We start from the raw sequence: 19,302 nt of genomic DNA, 5'->3' as shown, positions 1-19,302 counted from the left end.
CGTTCCTCAGGTTGCATCGTTGCGCGGCGAAGAATGGCGCGGGAAAACGCGCGGCAGCACGAGGCTGAACGTCGAGCCCGCGCCGGGCTGGCTGACCACGTCCACGCGGCCGCCGAGCAGTTCCGCCAGCTTGCGGCACAGCGGCAGGCCGAGACCTGTGCCCTTGCAGCGCCGCTGCAGCGGGTGTTCGATCTGGCTGAACTCCTCGAAGATCAGCTGCAGGTTCTCCGGACTGATGCCGATCCCGGTGTCGGCCACCGCGAAGGTGATCGTGTCGGTGTCCGGATCGTGGAAGGCCGACACGGTCACGGCGCCCTGCTCGGTGAATTTCAGGGCGTTCGAAATGAAGTTGCGCAGCACCTGCGAGATCTTGCCCTCGTCCGAATCGAACGCCGCCGTGAAGGCGCACGGTTCGAAGACCAGGTCCACGCGCGCATCGTCGACGAGCGGGCGCAGCATCGCCTTCAGTGCGCGGAACAGGTTGTCGATGACGACGGGCGCGACCAGCACCTCGACGCGCCCCGCCTCGATCTTGGCCAGGTCGAGGAGGTCGTTGACGAGTTCCGACAGGTCGGCCGCGGCGGCCTCGATATAGCGCACCTGGCGCTCCTGCTCCGGCGTCAGCTCGCCGTCCATGCGGTCGAGCAGCAGCTTGGCCAGCGCGCGGATCGACGACAGCGGCGTGCGCAGCTCATGGCTCGTGTTGGACAGGAAGCGCGACTTCATCTCGTCCGCCTTGCGCAGGCGCTCGGCCTTGTCCTCGATTTCCGCGTACAGCGCGACGATGCCGCGGTTCGTGTCTTCCAGTTCGCGCGTCAGCGACAGCAGGTCTTCCTGGCGCTCGCGCAGCTCGGCCAGCGTGGTGACCAGCTCGCGGTTCTGCAGCTGCAATTCGTTGTAGGTGTTCGCGACGGGGCTGTCCTTGACCAGCTGCGCCGCGATCTCGGCCAGGCGCGCGTTGTCGACACGCGATTGCGGCGGCAGCGCCTTGCACATCGTGATCGCGGCAGCACCCTCGTGGTCCCGTACGGCGTCGCAGTCGTCCATCAGGCGGTGCGCCGTGACGATGGCGTCGTCCGACAACGGCCCGGGCGCGCCGGGGCCTGCGCTGATCGTCACTTCGAGCACCTGGCGCCGGCCGCTGTCGCGGATCAGGAATGCCGTGCGGCCGCCGAAAGCAAGCTGGCAGGCGCCGCGCGCCACTTCCGAGACGGCGGTGGCGATGCGCACCTGGTCCTGCTGCGAGAACCCGAGCAGGTGCGAGATCTGGCGTGCGCGCTGGCGCACGAGCACGACGTCCTGCTCGTCGCCCAGGCCCACCGCGAGGATGCGCTGCACGCTCATGACGTCACCTTGCGCCGCGCGACCAGCACCATCGCGTCGTCGCGGCGGCGGATGAAGTCGCGCATCAGCACGGCCGCCACGAGCGCGGGCGCGCGCGTATGCAGGCCGGGATATGCGGCCAGGTCCCATTGCGACTGGATGCCGTCCGAGTACAGCACGCACAGCGCGCCTTGCGGGAACGGCGCCGCGAATTCCTGCACCTTGCGCATATTGTGGCCGACGATGCCGTTGTGCGAGACGAGCGCGCGACGCGCCAGGCCGTCGTGGACGACGGCATTCACGTTGCCGATGCCGGCGAAGCGTACCTCGTCCGAACCGTAGTCGATGCGCGCCACCGACAGCGCCGCGCCGCGCGTGGGGCGCAGCAGGCCGTGCGCGGTCTGCACCACGTCGGCGGGCGTGTCGGCCGGGCGCTGTTCCAGCGCGCGGATCGCGCCCGCGGCGGCCTTCGCCGCTTCCGGGCCATGGCCAAGGCCGTCGACGCCGAGCAGGGTGGCGCCGTCATGATTGCAGGCGACGGCCCAGCCGTCGCCGCACGCGTCCTCGCCCGCGAGCGGTGTGCACAGGGCGCCGACTTCGATGCCGCACGGCTCCGGTGGTGCCGCGCCCTGCCAGACGCGCATGAAGAACGCGCTGCCCTGGCCGTGCGCGGTCCAGACGTCGAAATCGTCGGCCTGGCGGCGCAGCGCGCCCAGGCCCGTGCCGGCCGTGCCGGCCGTCGAGACGCCGTCGCGCTGCGCGAATTCGATGTCGCCGATGCCGGGGCCGTGGTCGATGGCGATCACGTCCACGCCCGGCAGCGCGACGGCCGACTGCGTGCGCATGACCGTGACCGTGCCTTGGCCCGCGTGCTTGAGGATGTTGGTGGCGGCTTCCGTGATCACGATGGCGAGGCGCCCGGCCTTGACGTCGTCGAAGCCCAGCGCATCGGCCAGTTTCTGCCCGGCGCGGCGCGCGGCCGCGACGTCGCTGGCGTGCGTGATCGGGAAGTTGAGCTGCGGGGACAGCGAAGTGATCAGCGTTTCCATTTGACGACCGACACCGCGGTGCCCTCTCCCGCACGGGAATCGATGTCGAACTCGTCGACGAGACGCTTCGAGCCGCCGAGCCCGAGCCCGAGGCCCCCGCCCGTCGTGAAGCCGTCGCGCAGCGCCAGCTCGAGGTCCGCGATGCCAGGACCGTCGTCGACGAAGATCAGGCCCACACCCTTGCGGAACCCGTCCTCCAGCGCATCGAGGTACACGGTGCCGCCGCCGCCGTACTTGAGCGTGTTGCGCGCCAGTTCGCTGGCGGCCGTCACGAGCTTGGTCTGGTCGACGAGCGACAGCCCGATCGCGACGGCGCGCTCGCGCACGTGCTTGCGCAGGGCGACGACGTCCTCGTCCGACCGCAGCGGCAGCGCCGTGCGTTCGGTGCGATGCTGGCGGTGCCGCTCGATCAATCCGGACTCGAAGTTCGCCGCATTATTCAGAGCCGCGCTCATCAAAAATCAGTCTTTCCCAGCAGGGCCATGCCCTTCTCGACGTTGAGTGCCGTCTTCACGCCATGCAGCGTGAGGCCCAGTTCGACCAGCGTGATCGCGACGGCGGGCTGCATGCCCACCACGACGGTCTGCGCGTCGAGCACGCGCGCCATCGCGGCCGTGTTGCTGATCATGCGGCCGATGAACGAGTCGACGAGGTCGAGCGCCGAGATGTCGATCAGCACGCCCTTCGCGCGGTCGCGCACGATGCGTTCGGTCAGGTCGTCCTGCAGGGTCATCGCCAGGCGGTCGTGCATGTCGACCTGGATCGTCACCAGCAGCAGGTCGCCCATGCGCAGAATCGGGATGCGTTCCATGCGCGATCCTTATGCGTGGGACGCGCGCTTGATGACGGACGTGCCCGTGCGCTCGAGCGCGACGAGGAACGCGTCGGCCAGGGTGGCCTTCGTGACGACGTCCTCGAGGTTCACGCCCAGGTGCACGATGGTCTGCGCGATCTGCGGGCGGATGCCGCTGATGATGCAGTCGGCGCCCATCAGGCGCGCGGCCGCGATGGTCTTCATCAGGTGCTGCGCGACGAGCGTGTCGACGGTGGGCACGCCGGTGATGTCGATGATGGCGATCGCGGCGCCCGTGTCGACGATCTTCTGCAGGATGTTTTCCATCACGACCTGCGTGCGCGCGGAATCGAGGGTGCCGATCAGCGGTAACGCGAGGATGCCGTCCCACAACTTGACGACGGGCGTCGACAATTCCAGCAATTCCTGCTGCTGGCGCACGATGATCTGGTCACGGGCGCGCTGGAACACCTCGATCGTGTACAGGCCCATCTTGTCGAGCAGCGAGCCGATGGTCCACGAGGCGTTGGCGAGCCCGGCCGGATCGTTCGCGAAGCCCTGGTTCAGGTGCACGAACAGCGGCTGCTTCAGCGAAAAGACGAAGGTCGCCGTCTCGCTGGGGGTCGAGCCGTTGCGGGCACGGCTCGACGAGATCTCGGAGAGGATGTCGCGCACCTCGTCCCACGAACGATGTTCCATGTTCTCCAGCTCGCCCCCACGCGTGGCCTGCGCGAACGCGGCCAGGAATTGCTGGCAGTGCTTGCGCAGCTGGTCTTTCGAGACGACGTTCGACCGCACCGTCAGGGCGCTCAGCTGCTCGGCCCATTCGGCGCCGATCTCGGCCTCGTGGTCCTGGATGAGCTGGCTGATGCGGTTGGCGTAGTCGTGGCTCGTCATTTGTCGTCCTTTTTCGTCGTGAAAGGTTACGCCGTTCGGATCATTTTACGATCCCGGCAATTCTGTCAAATGACCAACTATACCATCCATCGCCTGGACAATACGACACGATAGGACGTCAGAGTTTGGATTTATTTTTCAATGTAGGCGTATTAACGCCACATATTCAGCGTTGTTTCGAGTCGGTGGAATTTACGTTTGCGGATACGCGGGGCATCCGAATACCGTGCGTGTTTATGCGCGCGCTGCGACGGCATGACGCATGCCGGCAAGACGCCGGAAGGACAATGCGTGGGAGCTGGGAATCGTCCAGCGCCGAATCGGCTGGAAGGGGTGGCGGGAAACGAAGGGAACTACGTCATGCGGCCTCAGCGGGCGTCGCGTCGATCGCGACGCCGCTGTTCGGCACGGCGGCTCATACGGTGGCCGTGCGCTTGGCTTTCTGTGCGACCGTCGGACGCTTGGCGACGACGACGATCGTCATCATGGGCGCCTGGAAGACCGGCGCTTTCGCGACGATGGCCGAGCGGGCGGAGACTTTCAGCGGCGCGGCGGGCGCGGCGAACGCGTTGGCCATCGTGACGCCGACGAAGGCGGCTGCGACAAAGACGAATTCCATGTTTTTTGCGATGTTCATTTCTCTTCTCCGTTTCGTTGACTGTGAGCACATTATGGAAACGGATGAGATATAAATCCAATTCTATGTTCAAATACTGGTCATTCATGGATTAAATATATAAAGTACCAAGCCCTACTGAGACATCACTGGATTGAATGACTTTGTCTCTCGTCATGAATAAGAATGCTCACAACGTCCGTTCGACGTACCATCAACGAATGAGAGAACAGCAGGAGGTCGAGCACGTATTGCGTGCCACGGCGCTGCGCGGCTACGGCGACCGCCACGACCGAAGCGTCGAAAGTCCTGTAAGTCGTTCTGCCGCAGCGTGCGTGTAAACGCAGTGCTGGCGCGTATCCATGACGAACAATGCTACCGTTGCGTCGTCACACAGACCTTCCAAGTGCACCATGCGCTGGAAGGTCGGCGCGTTCGGGCGTCCTTCCTCCCCCGTTCGCGAGCAAGCGCAGTAACGCCGCGACATCGACTGGTTTGGTGAGGTGATGGTCAAAACCTGCAGCGATCGAACGTTTGCGATCCGAGTCCTGGCCGTAGCCCGTCAGCGCGATCAGCATCGCGTCGGCAGTCTGCGGCAGCGCACGAATCCGTTGCGCCAACTGGTAACCGTCGATATCGGGCAGCCCGATATCGAGCAAGAGCACGTCCGGCGCAGCCTCCTGCGCCAACTCAAGTCCGCGATGTCCTTCGTAGGCGACATGCGGTTGGTGCCCGACCGAACCAAGGTACATTGACAGCATGTCGGCCGCGTCCGCATTGTCGTCGACAATAAGGATGCTGAGTGGTCGGCTATCGGCTGTATTGCCGTGCTGGGGCATGTCCAGGACAGGTGCCTCTTCCTCCGCTCGAGGCAGCCGAATGGTGAATTCGCTGCCCGCCCCATGTCCTCCGCTCGTCACGCTGATGTTTCCTCGATGCTGCTCGATCAGGCTTTTCACCAGTGCGAGGCCTATCCCCAATCCGCCCTGGGAGCGATCGAATGAACGCGCGCCCTGAACGAACAGGTCGAAGATATGAGGCAGCAGCGTGGCGTCGATGCCGTTTCCATTGTCGCGCACGATGATGTGCACGATGTCGGCATCCAGTTTGAGTTCAAGCTCGATGACACCGCCTTCCGGTGTGTACTTGGCCGCGTTGTTGAGCAGGTTCGTGACAATCTGCACCAGCCGGGTGCCGTCACCGCGCACCTGCGCGGCTTGCGTCGGCACCGTGATCGACAGGCGGTGACGCCTCGCGTCAATCAGCGGCCTCGCCTGTTCGACGGCGTCCCGCACGATGGCGACGATGTCGTGCAGTCCCTGCGTCAGCACCACGAGGCCGCGGGTGACGCGCGACACATCGAGCAGGTCGTCGAGCAGTTTGATCATGTGACGAATCTGGCGGTCGATGATCTCGCAGGTCTGCATCACCCGATCAGGCGATACCTGCCCACCCCTGAGGACTTTGGCCGCCATGCCAATCGGCGCAAGCGGATTGCGCAACTCATGCGCCAGCATCGCCAGGAACTCATCCTTCCGGCGGTCGGCATCGCGCAACTTCGCCTCTGCCTCGCGTCGGAATACGAGTTCGTCTTCGACGCGCCGGTAGGCCGCCTGCAGTTCGCGTCGGCTGACGTCGAGGGCTGCGTTGAGTTCGTTGGCGCGGCGGTGGCTTTCACGCGCAGCGGCGGCGAGCCCCACGGCGGCCATTTCCGCCCGTTCGCCGGCCAGCTTGGCGCCCAGCAGAGGTAGCAAGGCAGTTATGGCGGCCCTGGTCGACGGCCCAGGTTCCGTCCCCACGAACACGGCGATGACGCTACCGCCTGAATCGCACTGCCCCCATACGGGCGAATCCGTATCGCATTCCTTCGCCGGAAGGGCTCCCGTTGCGCTGCCTTCGTCCGCACACCGGCGAAGGAAGTCTTGCCAACGTCTGCCGGCACGCAACGTCTGCGGCAATCCCGGCGCAGGCAAAAAAATCCCGATCTCCGCGTCTCGTCCAAAAATCAGAATCCGTTCGACGCCAGCGTAATGGGCAAGGTTGGCCGCCGCGGCATATCTCGTATCAGCGTTCTGCAAGTCGCTAAAGATGGATACCAACTCGAACGGAATCATCGCATGCCTAGAGCGGGATCGCGCATACGACGGCAGTGCAGTTGTGGAATCCGCTGAATTGACCCGTGCTCCGGGCAATCTGACCATACGTATTACAGCCGGCGAAATTCTCCGAACCAAGTGCGTCGACGACGGCTTTCAGCTCATCGTCGAATCCACGTCCGAGGCGCAGCCGGGTGGCGGCACAGTCAAACAGCAACGAGCCGGCGTGCTCGCCCCCTTCCAGACCCGCGAGCGCCGCCTGGGCCGCCTCGCGCGCGGCCTCACAGGCGGAGGCGGCGTCCGCGACCATGATGTGCACGGTAGCGCCAACCGGTACCTCGGCGGCACAAGAAATCGAGCCGTCGGCATTGAGCGTCAGCGGTACGCGCAACTTATAGCCGTCGCCCGTTTCGATACCGATCACGTTATGAAGAAAAAACGGGAGCGCGTCGGCACGGCTGAACGTCTGGCCAGTGGCATGGGCATGCTCTTCGAACGCTTCTACCGCGGACGTGGCGTTCAGACTGATCAGTCGGGTGCCTTCCGCTTCGGTGACGCGCAGCGGCGGGCTGCTTGGCCGCCAACCATGACGAACGCCGAGACCGAGGGGCTTCTTGGACAACATTTCGAGTACGACGATCGCATCGGTATGTGCTTCGGTTCCCATAAAAACATGCGTTTCGCTGAACCTGGCATCATCGGCCGCTCCGCCGCCAAACAGCTGATAGGTGCCGCCGGTACGCAGCATCATGTCGTGAATGATCTCGTCGACATAGCCTGCCAGCGCATCGGTCAACACCAGTGCACTGCGGTAAGGGAAATCGGGGTGATCGCTGCCCGTAAACACAGGCATGACCTGTTCGAGGGCGCCGTTCAAATCCCGACGGAGTCCTTTGCCCAGTCCGGCCCGAAACAGGATATCGTCCGTGCGGATTGCCATCGCTGACACGGAGGAATTTCCGGTGGCACAACCAGAAAACTCGCCTGCAGACGAGCAGCCGACAAGCACGCGTGGCTGGCACGCGGCGTCGAGTGCAGCCAACAGCGGCAGATAAGCAATATCGGGAGACGCGAAAACGATCAGCACGTCAGGGCGGGCGCCATGCAGTTTCTCGGAGACCGACTCGGCGAGCGCGCGACCTGCGGCTTCCGGCGAGCATAGAAGAGTGTGGCCGACCGCCACGATGGTATTTGTCATGGATGATCTAAACAGTAGATTACCGTGGGAAATTGACGGCGAGTCAACATGTCAGCGCAATCAAAATTGGCTGATTTCCAACAATAGTGTACTTAGGAAAAACATGCAAATTTATCCGTGCGGCAACAATATTACTAAAAATCGCAACCACTGCAGGTATCCGCAACGGGATGGCGGGTACAAAAAAACCGCCAGGCTCACGCACTGGCGGTTTCATTCGGCTGAACAGCCGGCAGAGGCTTACTGCGCCGCTGCCGCCGCGTCATCCGCGGCCGCTGCCTTCATCGACAGCTTCAGGCGGCCGCGCTCGTCGGTCTCGAGGACCTTCACGCGCACTTGCTGGCCTTCCTTCAGGTAGTCGGCGACGGCGTTCACGCGCTCGTTGGCGATCTGGCTGATGTGCAGCAGGCCGTCCTTGCCCGGCATGACTTGCACGATCGCGCCGAAGTCCAGCAGCTTCAGCACGGTGCCGTCGTAGGTCTTGCCCACTTCGACCGACGCGGTCAGCTCTTCGATGCGGCGCTTGGCTTCCTGGCCGGCGGCGGCGTCGACCGAGGCGATGGTCACGATGCCTTCATCGGTGATGTCGATCTGCGTGCCCGTCTCTTCGGTCAGTGCGCGGATCACGGCGCCGCCCTTGCCGATCACGTCGCGGATCTTCTCCGGGTTGATCTTGATGGTGATCAGGCGCGGTGCGAAGTCCGACAGCTCGGTCTTCACGGACGGCACGGCCTTCTGCATCTCGCCCAGGATGTGCTGGCGGGCTTCCTTGGCTTGCGCCAGTGCCACCTGCATGATTTCCTTCGTGATGCCCTGGATCTTGATGTCCATCTGCAGTGCGGTGATGCCTGCGGTGGTACCGGCGACCTTGAAGTCCATGTCGCCCAGGTGGTCTTCATCGCCCAGGATGTCGGTCAGGACGGCGAACTTGCCGCCTTCCTTGATCAGGCCCATCGCGATGCCGGCCACGTGGGCCTTCATCGGGACGCCCGCGTCCATCAGTGCCAGGCAGCCGCCGCAGACGGACGCCATCGACGACGAACCGTTCGACTCGGTGATTTCCGACACCAGGCGGACCGAGTAGCTGAACTCTTCCGGCGACGGCAGCGCGGCGACCAGCGCGCGCTTGGCCAGGCGGCCGTGGCCGATTTCGCGGCGCTTCGGCGTGCCCACGCGGCCCGTTTCACCCGTGGCGAACGGGGGCATGTTGTAGTGCATCATGAAGTCGTCGGTGTACTCGCCCATCAGCGCGTCGATCTTCTGGCTGTCGCGGCCCGTGCCCAGCGTGGCGATCACGAGGGCCTGGGTTTCGCCGCGGGTGAACAGCGCGGAACCGTGGGTGCGCGGCAGGACGCTGGTGCGGATCGAGATCGGACGCACGGTGCGGGTGTCGCGGCCGTCGATGCGCGGCTCGCCTTCCAGGATCTGCGAACGCACGACCTTGGCTTCCATGTCGAACAGGATGTTGCCGACTTCGGCTGCATCCGCTTCGACGCCCTGCTCGGCCAGGCCAGCCAGCACTTCGGTCGACAGCGACTTCAGCTTTTGCTGGCGCGCCGACTTTTCGCGGGTCTGGTAGGCGTCGCGGATTTTCGCGTCGGCCAGTTGCGCGACTTGCGCGATCAGCGCTTCGTTCTTCGGTGCCGGTGCCCATTCGACTTCCGGCTTGCCGCCTTCTTCGACCAGCGCGTGGATCGCGTCGATCACGGCCTTCATCTGCTCGTGGCCGTAGACGACGGCGCCCAGCATGACTTCTTCCGACAGTTGCTGCGCTTCCGATTCGACCATCAGCACGGCGTGCTCGGTGCCGGCGACGACGAGGTCCATCTGCGACGTCTTGAGCTGGGTCGTGGTCGGGTTCAGGATGTACTGGCCGTTCGCGTAGCCGACGCGGGCCGCACCGATCGGGCCGTTGAACGGGATGCCGGCGATGCACAGGGCGGCCGAGGCGCCGATCATCGACGGGATGTCCGGATCGATTTCCGGGTTGACCGACAGGACGTGGATGATTACCTGGACTTCGTTCAGATAGCCCTCCGGGAACAGCGGACGGATCGGACGGTCGATCAGGCGCGACGTCAGGGTCTCCTTCTCCGACGGACGGCCTTCGCGCTTGAAGAAGCCGCCCGGGATCTTGCCGGCCGCATAGCTCTTCTCGATGTAGTCGACGGTCAACGGGAAGAAGTCCTGGCCCGGCTTCGCGTCTTTCTTGGCCACGACGGTGGCGAGAACGACAGTGTCTTCCACCGACACGAGGACGGCGCCGCTGGCCTGGCGAGCGATTTCGCCGGTCTCCAGGGTCACGGTATGGTCGCCGTACTGGAAGGTTTTCGTAACTTTGTTAAACATGGGTAATCCCTTTCTATTTGCCGACAGATTTTCAGGCGCTGTCGTTCACCTCAACTACTTTTCATTCGGGGTCAGAGCACGAACTTCCATTCACTCGGGGTCAGAGCACGAATTTCTCAGATGTGCTCTGACCCCGACTGACTAAAACTGTGCTCTGACCCCGACTGACTAAAACTGTGCTCTGACCCCGACTGACTAAACAGCCTTTACTCCACTACTAAACTTACTGCAGTGCAAAACTTCAACGACGACCAAAACGAAAAATGCCCGCGGCAGTTAAAACTGACGCAGGCATTTCGAAGCTTGAGCCGTCTGGCGCAATGCTCGGGAACTGCTGATTACTTACGCAGGCCGAGTTTGGCGATCAGGTCGCGGTAACGGTTCAGATCCTTGCGCTTCAGGTAAGCCAGCAGGCTCTTACGACGGTTGACCATCATGATCAGGCCACGACGGGAGTGGTGATCCTTCTGGTGCTCCTTGAAGTGGCCGTTCAGTTCGTTGATGCGGGCGGTCAGCAGTGCAACCTGGACTTCCGGCGAACCGGTGTCGTTCTGGCCACGTGCGTTGTCCGCGATGATCGCGGCCTTGTTGATGTTTTCTACGGTCATGATGTTGCCTTTCACATGCGGTGCAAGAGTCGGAACCCAGCGCACCGTGAATTAATAAAAAACCTGGCCGGAAGGCCAAGACCGGGAAGTATAGGTGAAAAGACGTGGCGAGGCCAGTGTTTCCTCGTCTTCCGTTACAATCCCCGGGTTGGCGATGCCCATTTGGCATGCCCGAAATGCAAACGACCATGCACATCCCGCTCAAGAACACCCTCGTCGTCCTGGCGCTCGCCGCCGCCCTGTCCGCCTGCGCCTCCTTCAACCGCACGCCACCGGCCGGCACGCCGCTGGCCGACGTGACCGCGAAGCTGGGCAAGCCCGATGCCGTCTACCCGCTTCCTTCCGGCGGCCAGATGCTCGAATACCGCGGCCAGCCGATGGGCCAGTTCCAGCACATGGCGCGCATCGGGGCCGACGGTCGCCTCGTGTCGTACGAGCAGGTGCTGACGACCGAGAACTTCGCCAGGATACAGCCCGGGAACTGGACGAAGGACGACGTGCTGCGCAGCTTCGGCCGCCCCGCGGAAATGTCGCCCGACCGCACGGCCGGCGGCGACGTCTGGTCCTACCGGTACAAGCAGGACGGCGTCTGGCCCGCCTACATGAACATTTACTTCAACGGCCGCGGCGAAGTGCGCCGCACGGACAACACGCCGGACCCGGTGCTCGACGACCGTTCGAAAGGCCTGTGATCACACGGAGGATTGCGATGCCCGCCCCTTCACGCCCAACCTGTCGCACGGCCGGCCTGATGGCTGCCGCGCTGCTCGTCCTGTCGGCCTGCGCCACCGTGTTGCGGCAGCCGCCGCCCGTCGGCGCGCCGCTCACCGCCGTCACGGCCGCGCTGGGCCAGCCCACTGCGACGTATCCCGAGCCGGACGGTGGCCAGGTACTCGAATACCGCGGCCAGCCGATGGGCCAGTTCCAGTACATGGCGCGCATCGGCCCGGATGGCCGCCTGGTCTCGTACGACCAGGCGCTCACCAGCGAGAATTTCGCGCAGGTGAAGGTCGACCATTGGACCAAGGACGACATCCTGCGCCACTTCGGCCGCCCTGCCGAGGTCTCGCGGGTGTACGTGCACGACTACGAAGTCTGGTCGTACCGCTACAAGGAAGCGGGCGTGTGGAACTCGCTGATGAACGTGCACTTCGACGCGCAGGGCGTCGTTCGCCAGATGCTCAATGGGCCCGACCCGATGTACGACGAGCGCTTCCGCCACCGCTGACGCCGCCAAGGCGCCGGCCCCGGCGCGACAATGTGTGAGAATGCGGCACCTTTCGCCCGCTATACTCGGGCGACATGAGCGCCACCGTTTCCGCCTTCCTGCCACCGCGCGACCGCCGACCCGTCGGCCTCGCGGTCACCGTCGCCGTACACGCCCTCCTGCTGCTGGGCTGGCAAATGACGCGCCGGCCGCCGGCCGCCCCCGCACCCGATCCCGTCCGCACGACGATCCAGTGGATACGCCTGCCCGCGCCGCCCGCCAGGCCGCAGCCCCGCCGCGAGGACGAAGCGCGCCCGGAACCCGTGCGCGTACCGGCACACGTGCCGGCGCGGCCGAGCGCGATCACCTTGCTGCCGCCTCCGTCCATCCCCGCCGAACCGCCTGCCGCCGCGGCGCCCGCCGCATCCGCGTCCTCGGCACCGGCCCCGCCGGGCGCTGCGGGCGCGGCCGCCCTGCTCGAACGCGCACGCCGCGACGCTGGCGCCGTCGACCGCGCGCTGCGCAAGGAAAACAATCCGTACATCGTCGCGCCACTGGACAGCCCGCAGATCCGCCTGCGCAAAGGGATCGCGGCGGCGGCCGGCATGGAGCCCGGCATGGACGAACTGGTCAACAACACGGGCGATGGTGCCCGGCGCACGCGCATCGTCGCGGGCGGCCAAACCTATTGCATGACGGAGCGCTCGGCCGCGACGAGCATCGACATGATCGAGAAGCACGGCAAGTGGCGGCAGACCAACTGCCCGGCGCACGAGTCGACCGCCAACGGGCAGGCGTGGCGCACAGCCCGGGATTGAGCGCCGCCACCTCGAACGTGCCCGCCCGACAGACCTGCTGCATCGCAGCAATTTTATCGAACAAACGCTGGCGGGCCCGGCTTCAACGACGGCCAGCTCCGGTCGTCGGAAACCATGATGCAGGTCGCGTATTTCGTCCGCACGATTGAAAAAGCGGTTGAAATGTCATCGAAATCGTCTAGTCTTACGAACTCGCGTCGGAACGCATTTTGCGCCGAGCGCGATTGTGCGATGCAAAATTTCTGACGGAAATTAGTTTCTAGCATTTTTATGCTGAGGCATCGCCCCTCACACAGCGGATACACTTTTTATGAGGTCATCCATGTTCCTATTCTCGCAAGCGGTCACCCCCGCAGTCCGTTCGCACCTGGACGCCCAGGTCGCCTTCCTCAACGACATGTCGAAAACCTGGTCGCGTTCAATCCAGAGCATCGTGGAAGCGAATATCCAGCTGAGCCAGACCTTGCTCGAAGAGAGCAATCTCGCCAGCCAGCAAATGTTGACGACCAATCACCCGACGGAGGTCATCTCCGCCGCCGCCTCGCGTGCCCAGCCGGCCGCGGAAAAGCTGCGCGCCTACCAGCAACACCTGACCCGCGTCGTGGCCGACTCGCAGGCCGAGATGGCCCGCGTGGCCGAGCAGCACGTGCCGGAAACGTCACGGACGGCCCGGACATTGGCCGACGAAGTGGCGCGCGCCGCCTCCGAGGAAACGCAGAAGAGCCTGCGCACGCAGCAGGAAACACTGAAGAATTTCCGCGATCCGTTCCAGGAAGCGCGCGCCAACGGCAGCGCACAGCGCGGCAACCTGCAAAGCGGCGGTAACGGGGCCGAACAGGGCAGCCGCGCCGAAGCCGGCACACCTGAAGGCGCGTACCGCGGCAGCGTCCAGGGGAGCTCGCAATCAGGCCAAGGCAAGGGCGCCAGCAAGGCGAGCTGACTCTCGCCGCCGACTACACGGGACCCGGCGCGGTCGCGCCCAAGGTCCCGGTCGACACAGCGCCCCGCGAGGGGCGTTGTCGTATGCGCGCCCGCGCGGGCGTGCCGTCAGCGCCGCTCGCTCGGGTCCAGGCTCTCCTCGTCCGTCTGGATGATGCTGACGGGCTTGCCCTTGGCGAGGCGCCAGAAGTAGATCGTGTAGCCGGACAGGCCGTACACGACGAACAGCGGCCACAGGATGACTTGCGGCGCGATCGCCAGCAACGCGAGGCCGAGCGCGATCAGGAACACGACGATGAACGGCACCGACTTGCGGAAGTTGACGTCCTTGAAGCTGTAGAACGGAATATTCGACACCATCGTCAGGCCGGCGAACAGCGTGATGGTCCACGAAATCCAGTCGACCTTGCGCGCGTCGATATTGATGTCGGGGTCGCTCATGAACATCACGACGCCGACGACCAGCGCCGCGGCGGCCGGGCTCGGCAAGCCCTGGAAGAAGCGCTTGTCGACGACCTCGATGTTCGTGTTGAAGCGGGCCAACCGCAGCGCGGCGCCGGCGCAGTAGACGAACGCGGCGATCCACCCCAGCTTGCCCAGGCCGCGCAGCGACCATTCGTAGATGACGAGTGCCGGGGCCGCGCCGAACGACACCATGTCGGACAGGCTGTCGTACTGGGCGCCGAATTCCGACTGGGTGTTCGTCAGGCGGGCCACGCGGCCGTCGAGGCTGTCCAGCACCATCGCGATGAACACGGCCCAGCAGGCATGGTCGAAGCGCTGGTTCATCGCCATCACGATCGCGTAGAAGCCGCCGAACAGCGCGGCCGTCGTGAAGGCGTTCGGCAGCAGGTAGATGCCCCGGCGCGGACGGGCCGTACCGGGCCGACCGGAACGGCCGAAGCGTGGCGCCTTGATGGCGCCGGGTTTGCGGCGTCGGGGTAGTGTCGGCATAGGTTTCTTTTTCTTAAGCAATGCGCAGGGTCGGCGCGACGACACCATTATATCGGTCGCGCCCCTCTGTTAGCGAACGACTACCGGTCACGTCAGCGGAATTTCACCTTGCCGACGAGACGCATCTGCAAGGTCGTCTCGCCCGGCTCGAAGCTGGGCTCCGGCATCTCGGCCACGTCGGCGCGCTTGGCCGACATGCGCATCAGCGCCGGCGCCGCCTCCGCCTGGCCGCCGGCGTAGTTGCCGCTGCCTTCGAAGTCGACCGTGTCGATGATGGCGTCGTTCACGTTGCGGCCCATCGCGCGCGCGATCGATGCGATGCGCTCGTTCAGGTTGCGGTACGTGGCGGCGATGCGCTCGTCGTCGAGGCGCTTCGCCAGTTCCGGGCTCACGTGGTAGTCGATGCCGTTCAGGTTCAGCACTTTCTGCGCGGCCGCGGCCGTCTTCGGCAGCGCCTGCAGGTTGCGCGTCTTCACTTCGAGATACTGCCCGACGCGCCAGCCGATCGGCACGCGACGCACGACCGGATTCGCCAGCGGACGAGGGCCGTCCGGCACTTCCGGATACACGGGCACCGTGTAATAGCCGACCGTCTTGAGTTCCGCCTGCGGGTCTTCGCGGCGCACGATCTCGGTGCCCTGCTTCATCTTCTGGTTGACGCGCGCGGTCGCGGCCGCGCGGTCCTTGTCCTGCTCTTCGACGGCGAAGCTGACGGTCGCCTCGTCGTTCGCATGCTTGACCTCGCCGAACGCGGGCACGATCACGAGGGTGCCGCTGGTGGTGGCCGCCGCCGGCGCGGCCTGGGCGTGCACCTGCGCGGTCAGCGCCAGGCTCAGTGCGGTCAACAGGACCCGTTTTTTGATGGACATTGTTGTTCTCCTTGATTCGGTTCGCGGCGCGGTGCCGCGGCAGGAGAACGATAGCGGGTTTTGCGTAAAAGTCGAGTTTATGTAATGGAAAGTTGCAAATGAATGCAAACGAGGGACACAAAAAAAATCGCCCCCGCAAGCGGAGGCGATTTTCACATCAGCCGAAGCCGATCAGTTCTTCGACTGGTCGACCAGCTTGTTCTTGGCGATCCACGGCATCATCGCGCGCAGCTGTGCGCCGACCGTCTCGATCTGGTGCTCGGCGTTCAGGCGACGGCGCGAGATCAAGGTCGGTGCGCCGGCCTTGTTTTCCAGGATGAACGACTTGGCGTATTCGCCGGTCTGGATGTCCTTCAGGACGGCGCGCATCGCGTTCTTGGTGTCTTCGGTCACGACGCGCGGGCCGGTGACGTACTCACCGTATTCGGCGTTGTTCGAGATCGAGTAGTTCATGTTGGCGATGCCGCCTTCGTAGATCAGGTCGACGATCAGCTTCAGCTCGTGCAGGCACTCGAAGTAAGCCATTTCCGGCGCGTAGCCGGCTTCCACCAGCGTCTCGAAGCCGGCCTTGATCAGCTCGACGGCACCGCCGCACAGCACGGCCTGCTCGCCGAACAGGTCGGTTTCGGTCTCTTCACGGAAGTTGGTTTCGATGATGCCGGCCTTGCCGCCGCCGTTGGCCATCGCGTACGACAGGGCGATGTCGCGCGCTGCGCCCGACTTGTCCTGGTACACGGCGACCAGGTGCGGCACGCCGCCACCCTGGCGATAGGTGCCGCGCACGGTGTGGCCCGGGGCCTTCGGCGCGACCATGATCACGTCGAGGTCGGCGCGCGGCACGACCTGGCCGTAGTGCACGTTGAAGCCGTGCGCGAACGCCAGCACGGCGCCCTGCTTGATGTTCGGCTCGACGTTGTTCTTGTAGACGTCGGCGATGTTCTCGTCCGGCAGCAGGATCATGACGACGTCGGCGTTCTTGACCGCTTCGTTGACTTCAGCGACCTTGATGCCGGCCTGCTCGACCTTGCCCCACGAGGCGCCGCCGCGGCGCAGGCCGACGGTGACGTTGACGCCCGATTCCGTCAGGTTCTGGGCGTGTGCGTGGCCTTGCGAGCCGTAGCCGATGATGGCGACGTTCTTGCCTTTGATGAGGGAGAGGTCGCAGTCTTTGTCGTAGAAAACTTTCATGATTATTCCTGTGCGTTTCGTGTTTCGTTATATTTGTTTGGTGGGCACGGGGTGCCCACCCTACGTTCATTTGCCGGCGTTGGATGGACATCACATCCACCAATCCACCGTTGTGTCGGCCGTAGGGTGGGCGGCCTCCGCCCACCGTCTCGCGGCAATATCAAACCTTGAGGATGCGCTCGCCGCGGCCGATGCCGGAACCGCCCGTGCGGACGGTTTCGAGGATCGAGGCGCGGTCGATGGCGTCGATGAAGGCGTCCAGCTTGGTCTTCGCGCCCGTCAGCTCGATCGTGTACGTTTTTTCCGTCACGTCGATGATGCGGCCGCGGAAGATGTCGGCGGTGCGCTTCATTTCCTCGCGCTCCTTGCCCACTGCCCTCACCTTGATCAGCATGAGCTCGCGCTCGATGTGCTGGCCTTCGGTGAGGTCGACCACCTTCACCACTTCGATGAGGCGGTTCAGGTGCTTGGTGATCTGCTCGATGATGTCGTCCGAGCCCGTCGTCACGATGGTCATGCGCGACAAGGTGGCGTCTTCGGTCGGCGCCACGGTCAGCGTCTCGATGTTGTAGCCGCGTGCCGAGAACAGCCCCACGACGCGCGACAGCGCGCCGGCTTCGTTTTCCAGCAGGACGGAGATGATGTGTCGCATTACAGGTCCTCCGATCCGAGCAGCATTTCCGACAGGCCCTTGCCCGTCTTGACCATCGGCCAGACGTTTTCGCTGCGGTCGGTAATGAAGTTCATGAACACCAGGCGGTCCTTCATGGCGAAGGCATCGCGCAGCGCGCCCTCGACGTCGCCCGGCTTCTCGATGCGCATGCCGACGTGGCCATAGGCCTCGGCCAGCTTCTCGAAGTCCGGCAGGGAATCCATGTACGACTCGGAATAGCGCGAGCCGTAGTCGAGTTCCTGCCACTGGCGCACCATGCCCAGGAAGCGGTTGTTCAGGAGGATGATCTTCGGCGTCAGGTGATACTGCTTGCAGGTCGCGAGTTCCTGGATGTTCATCTGGATCGAACCCTCGCCCGTGATGCAGGCCACGGTCGCGCCCGGGTTCGCCATCTGCACGCCCATCGCATACGGCAGGCCGACGCCCATCGTGCCCAGGCCGCCGGAGTTGATCCAGCGACGCGGCTTGTCGAACGGGTAGTATTGCGCGGCCCACATCTGGTGCTGGCCCACGTCGGACGTGACGTAGGCGTCGCCGCCCGTCACTTCCCACAGCTTCTCGACGACGGACTGCGGCTTGATGAGTTCAGTCGAGGTCGCATAGCGCAGGCATTCGCGGCCGCGCCAGTCCTCGATCTGCTGCCACCATTTCTGCACGGCCGGATTCGGACGCTGTTCGGCGGCATCCAGCTGCGACAGCAGTTCGATCAGCACGTCCTTGACGTTGCCGACGATGGGGATGTCGACCTTCACGCGTTTCGAGATCGACGACGGGTCGATGTCGATGTGGATGATCTTGCGGGGATTGGTCGCGAAGTGTTTCGGGTTGCCGATCACGCGGTCGTCGAAGCGGGCGCCGATGGCGATCAGGACGTCGCAGTGCTGCATCGCCATGTTCGCTTCATAGGTGCCGTGCATGCCCGGCATGCCGACGAACTTCTTGTCGGTGGCGCGGTAGGCGCCCAGGCCCATCAGCGTGTTCGTGATCGGGAAGCCGAGCTTCTCGACCAGCTTGTTCAGTTCGTTCGATGCATTGGCGAGGATGACGCCGCCGCCCGAGTAGATCATCGGACGCTCGGCCGCCAGCAGCAACTGCACTGCCTTGCGGATCTGGCCGGCGTGGCCCTTGTCGACGGGGCGGTAGGAACGCATCTCGACCTCTTTCGGGTACGAGAACGTCGCCTTCTGCATGCTCACGTCCTTCGGGATATCGACGAGCACGGGGCCCGGACGGCCGGTGCGTGCGATATAGAAGGCTTTCTTGATCGTATCGGCAAGGTCTTTGACGTCCTTGACGAGGAAATTGTGTTTCACCACCGGGCGCGTGATGCCCACGGTGTCGCATTCCTGGAAAGCGTCCTGGCCGATCGCCGCGGTCGGAACCTGACCGGAAATGACGACCATCGGAATCGAATCCATGTATGCGGTGGAGAGGCCGGTGACGGCATTGGTGACGCCCGGACCGGACGTGACCAGGCAAACGCCGACTTCGTTCGAGCAACGCGAATACGCGTCGGCCGCGTGCACGGCTGCCTGCTCGTGGCGTACCAGGATGTGCTGGAATTTGTCCTGCTTGAAGATGGCGTCGTAGATGTAGAGAACCGCGCCGCCGGGATAACCGAAGACGTGCTTCACGCCCTCTTCCGCCAGACAACGGACTACGATCTCAGCGCCCGTGATGGGAGCTGCTGCGTCGTTACTCATGATACGTTTCCTTTCAAAACCC

The 19,302-nt window shown here is 64.3% G+C and carries 19 protein-coding genes; 4 read left to right on the top strand and 15 right to left on the bottom strand.

The window, feature by feature from the left end:
- Positions 1–6 precede the first annotated feature (6 nt).
- The 10 genes from HAV22_RS09890 to rpsO form a co-directional block, all read right to left on the bottom strand.
- Positions 7–1,344 carry an ATP-binding protein gene (locus HAV22_RS09890; RefSeq protein ID WP_166858929.1) on the bottom strand — a complete coding sequence of 446 codons (1,338 nt, stop codon included), beginning with the start codon at positions 1,342–1,344 and terminating at the stop codon, positions 7–9.
- Positions 1,341–2,372, bottom strand: coding sequence for an ATP-binding SpoIIE family protein phosphatase (locus tag HAV22_RS09885; RefSeq protein ID WP_166858928.1), 1,032 nt, complete (start codon positions 2,370–2,372; stop codon positions 1,341–1,343). Before HAV22_RS09885 ends, HAV22_RS09890 begins: the two co-directional genes overlap by 4 nt.
- Positions 2,360–2,827, bottom strand: coding sequence for an anti-sigma regulatory factor (locus tag HAV22_RS09880; RefSeq protein ID WP_166858927.1), 468 nt, complete (start codon positions 2,825–2,827; stop codon positions 2,360–2,362). Before HAV22_RS09880 ends, HAV22_RS09885 begins: the two co-directional genes overlap by 13 nt.
- Complete coding sequence (locus HAV22_RS09875; RefSeq protein WP_056137019.1) at positions 2,827–3,183, bottom strand: STAS domain-containing protein; 357 nt, start codon at positions 3,181–3,183, stop codon at positions 2,827–2,829. The genes HAV22_RS09880 and HAV22_RS09875 overlap by 1 nt, the downstream gene beginning before the upstream one ends.
- Before the next feature lie 9 nt (positions 3,184–3,192).
- Positions 3,193–4,062, bottom strand: coding sequence for an STAS domain-containing protein (locus HAV22_RS09870; protein WP_166858926.1), 870 nt, complete (start codon positions 4,060–4,062; stop codon positions 3,193–3,195).
- Positions 4,063–4,477: 415 nt separating this feature from the next.
- The gene (locus HAV22_RS09865) at positions 4,478–4,699 is read right to left on the bottom strand and encodes a hypothetical protein (protein ID WP_166858925.1); all 222 of its coding nucleotides are present in this window, start codon (positions 4,697–4,699) and stop codon (positions 4,478–4,480) included.
- Between the two features lie 368 nt (positions 4,700–5,067).
- Positions 5,068–6,792, bottom strand: coding sequence for a hybrid sensor histidine kinase/response regulator (locus tag HAV22_RS09860; RefSeq protein ID WP_166858924.1), 1,725 nt, complete (start codon positions 6,790–6,792; stop codon positions 5,068–5,070).
- 7 nt (positions 6,793–6,799) lie between these two features.
- The gene (locus tag HAV22_RS09855) at positions 6,800–7,972 is read right to left on the bottom strand and encodes an FIST signal transduction protein (RefSeq protein ID WP_166858923.1); all 1,173 of its coding nucleotides are present in this window, start codon (positions 7,970–7,972) and stop codon (positions 6,800–6,802) included.
- Between the two features lie 240 nt (positions 7,973–8,212).
- Positions 8,213–10,321 (bottom strand): polyribonucleotide nucleotidyltransferase, encoded by a 2,109-nt coding sequence (pnp, locus tag HAV22_RS09850; protein WP_166858922.1) that lies wholly within the window; start codon positions 10,319–10,321, stop codon positions 8,213–8,215.
- 338 nt (positions 10,322–10,659) lie between these two features.
- Positions 10,660–10,929 carry a 30S ribosomal protein S15 gene (rpsO, locus tag HAV22_RS09845; RefSeq protein WP_036230908.1) on the bottom strand — a complete coding sequence of 90 codons (270 nt, stop codon included), beginning with the start codon at positions 10,927–10,929 and terminating at the stop codon, positions 10,660–10,662.
- Positions 10,930–11,117: 188 nt separating this feature from the next.
- Between rpsO and HAV22_RS09840 the strand changes: the two genes are divergently transcribed.
- From HAV22_RS09840 to HAV22_RS09825, 4 genes are all read left to right on the top strand, one after another.
- Positions 11,118–11,621 (top strand): hypothetical protein, encoded by a 504-nt coding sequence (locus tag HAV22_RS09840; protein WP_166858921.1) that lies wholly within the window; start codon positions 11,118–11,120, stop codon positions 11,619–11,621.
- A 17-nt stretch (positions 11,622–11,638) separates the two neighbouring features.
- Positions 11,639–12,157, top strand: a complete 519-nt coding sequence (locus HAV22_RS09835) for a hypothetical protein (protein ID WP_229421168.1) — start codon at positions 11,639–11,641, stop codon at positions 12,155–12,157.
- Between the two features lie 74 nt (positions 12,158–12,231).
- The gene (locus HAV22_RS09830; protein WP_166858920.1) at positions 12,232–12,954 is read left to right on the top strand and encodes a hypothetical protein; all 723 of its coding nucleotides are present in this window, start codon (positions 12,232–12,234) and stop codon (positions 12,952–12,954) included.
- A gap of 322 nt (positions 12,955–13,276) precedes the next feature.
- On the top strand, positions 13,277–13,894 hold the full coding sequence (locus HAV22_RS09825) for a phasin family protein (RefSeq protein WP_166858919.1): 618 nt from the start codon (positions 13,277–13,279) through the stop codon (positions 13,892–13,894).
- Positions 13,895–14,001: 107 nt separating this feature from the next.
- Here HAV22_RS09825 and pssA read toward each other — a convergent pair whose 3' ends face one another.
- From pssA to HAV22_RS09800, 5 genes are all read right to left on the bottom strand, one after another.
- Positions 14,002–14,847 carry a CDP-diacylglycerol--serine O-phosphatidyltransferase gene (pssA, locus tag HAV22_RS09820; RefSeq protein WP_166858918.1) on the bottom strand — a complete coding sequence of 282 codons (846 nt, stop codon included), beginning with the start codon at positions 14,845–14,847 and terminating at the stop codon, positions 14,002–14,004.
- Between the two features lie 92 nt (positions 14,848–14,939).
- Positions 14,940–15,716, bottom strand: a complete 777-nt coding sequence (locus HAV22_RS09815; RefSeq protein ID WP_166858917.1) for an SIMPL domain-containing protein — start codon at positions 15,714–15,716, stop codon at positions 14,940–14,942.
- 171 nt (positions 15,717–15,887) lie between these two features.
- On the bottom strand, positions 15,888–16,904 hold the full coding sequence (ilvC, locus tag HAV22_RS09810; RefSeq protein WP_166858916.1) for a ketol-acid reductoisomerase: 1,017 nt from the start codon (positions 16,902–16,904) through the stop codon (positions 15,888–15,890).
- A gap of 160 nt (positions 16,905–17,064) precedes the next feature.
- Positions 17,065–17,556, bottom strand: a complete 492-nt coding sequence (gene ilvN, locus HAV22_RS09805; RefSeq protein ID WP_056136997.1) for an acetolactate synthase small subunit — start codon at positions 17,554–17,556, stop codon at positions 17,065–17,067.
- Positions 17,556–19,280, bottom strand: a complete 1,725-nt coding sequence (locus tag HAV22_RS09800; protein ID WP_166858915.1) for an acetolactate synthase 3 catalytic subunit — start codon at positions 19,278–19,280, stop codon at positions 17,556–17,558. Before HAV22_RS09800 ends, ilvN begins: the two co-directional genes overlap by 1 nt.
- Between the last annotated feature and the right edge of the window lie 22 nt (positions 19,281–19,302).

The organism is Telluria antibiotica, assembly GCF_011682055.1.
Lineage (GTDB): Bacteria > Pseudomonadota > Gammaproteobacteria > Burkholderiales > Burkholderiaceae_D > Telluria > Telluria antibiotica.
This window is presented reverse-complemented; position numbering and strand designations above follow the sequence as displayed.

Bases quoted from the DNA above. Each gene is read 5' to 3' on its own strand.
- HAV22_RS09860 (WP_166858924.1), bottom strand. From the start codon at position 6,792: ATGATTCCGTTCGAGTTGGTATCCATCTTTAGCGACTTGCAGAACGCT.
- HAV22_RS09835 (WP_229421168.1), top strand. From the start codon at position 11,639: ATGCCCGCCCCTTCACGCCCAACCTGTCGCACGGCCGGCCTGATGGCT.
- pnp (WP_166858922.1), bottom strand. From the start codon at position 10,321: ATGTTTAACAAAGTTACGAAAACCTTCCAGTACGGCGACCATACCGTG.
- pssA (WP_166858918.1), bottom strand. From the start codon at position 14,847: ATGCCGACACTACCCCGACGCCGCAAACCCGGCGCCATCAAGGCGCCA.
- HAV22_RS09875 (WP_056137019.1), bottom strand. From the start codon at position 3,183: ATGGAACGCATCCCGATTCTGCGCATGGGCGACCTGCTGCTGGTGACG.
- ilvN (WP_056136997.1), bottom strand. From the start codon at position 17,556: ATGCGACACATCATCTCCGTCCTGCTGGAAAACGAAGCCGGCGCGCTG.
- HAV22_RS09830 (WP_166858920.1), top strand. From the start codon at position 12,232: ATGAGCGCCACCGTTTCCGCCTTCCTGCCACCGCGCGACCGCCGACCC.
- HAV22_RS09870 (WP_166858926.1), bottom strand. From the start codon at position 4,062: ATGACGAGCCACGACTACGCCAACCGCATCAGCCAGCTCATCCAGGAC.
- HAV22_RS09800 (WP_166858915.1), bottom strand. From the start codon at position 19,280: ATGAGTAACGACGCAGCAGCTCCCATCACGGGCGCTGAGATCGTAGTC.
- HAV22_RS09880 (WP_166858927.1), bottom strand. From the start codon at position 2,827: ATGAGCGCGGCTCTGAATAATGCGGCGAACTTCGAGTCCGGATTGATC.
- ilvC (WP_166858916.1), bottom strand. From the start codon at position 16,904: ATGAAAGTTTTCTACGACAAAGACTGCGACCTCTCCCTCATCAAAGGC.
- HAV22_RS09890 (WP_166858929.1), bottom strand. From the start codon at position 1,344: ATGAGCGTGCAGCGCATCCTCGCGGTGGGCCTGGGCGACGAGCAGGAC.
- HAV22_RS09865 (WP_166858925.1), bottom strand. From the start codon at position 4,699: ATGAACATCGCAAAAAACATGGAATTCGTCTTTGTCGCAGCCGCCTTC.
- HAV22_RS09815 (WP_166858917.1), bottom strand. From the start codon at position 15,716: ATGTCCATCAAAAAACGGGTCCTGTTGACCGCACTGAGCCTGGCGCTG.
- HAV22_RS09855 (WP_166858923.1), bottom strand. From the start codon at position 7,972: ATGACAAATACCATCGTGGCGGTCGGCCACACTCTTCTATGCTCGCCG.
- rpsO (WP_036230908.1), bottom strand. From the start codon at position 10,929: ATGACCGTAGAAAACATCAACAAGGCCGCGATCATCGCGGACAACGCA.
- HAV22_RS09885 (WP_166858928.1), bottom strand. From the start codon at position 2,372: ATGGAAACGCTGATCACTTCGCTGTCCCCGCAGCTCAACTTCCCGATC.
- HAV22_RS09840 (WP_166858921.1), top strand. From the start codon at position 11,118: ATGCACATCCCGCTCAAGAACACCCTCGTCGTCCTGGCGCTCGCCGCC.
- HAV22_RS09825 (WP_166858919.1), top strand. From the start codon at position 13,277: ATGTTCCTATTCTCGCAAGCGGTCACCCCCGCAGTCCGTTCGCACCTG.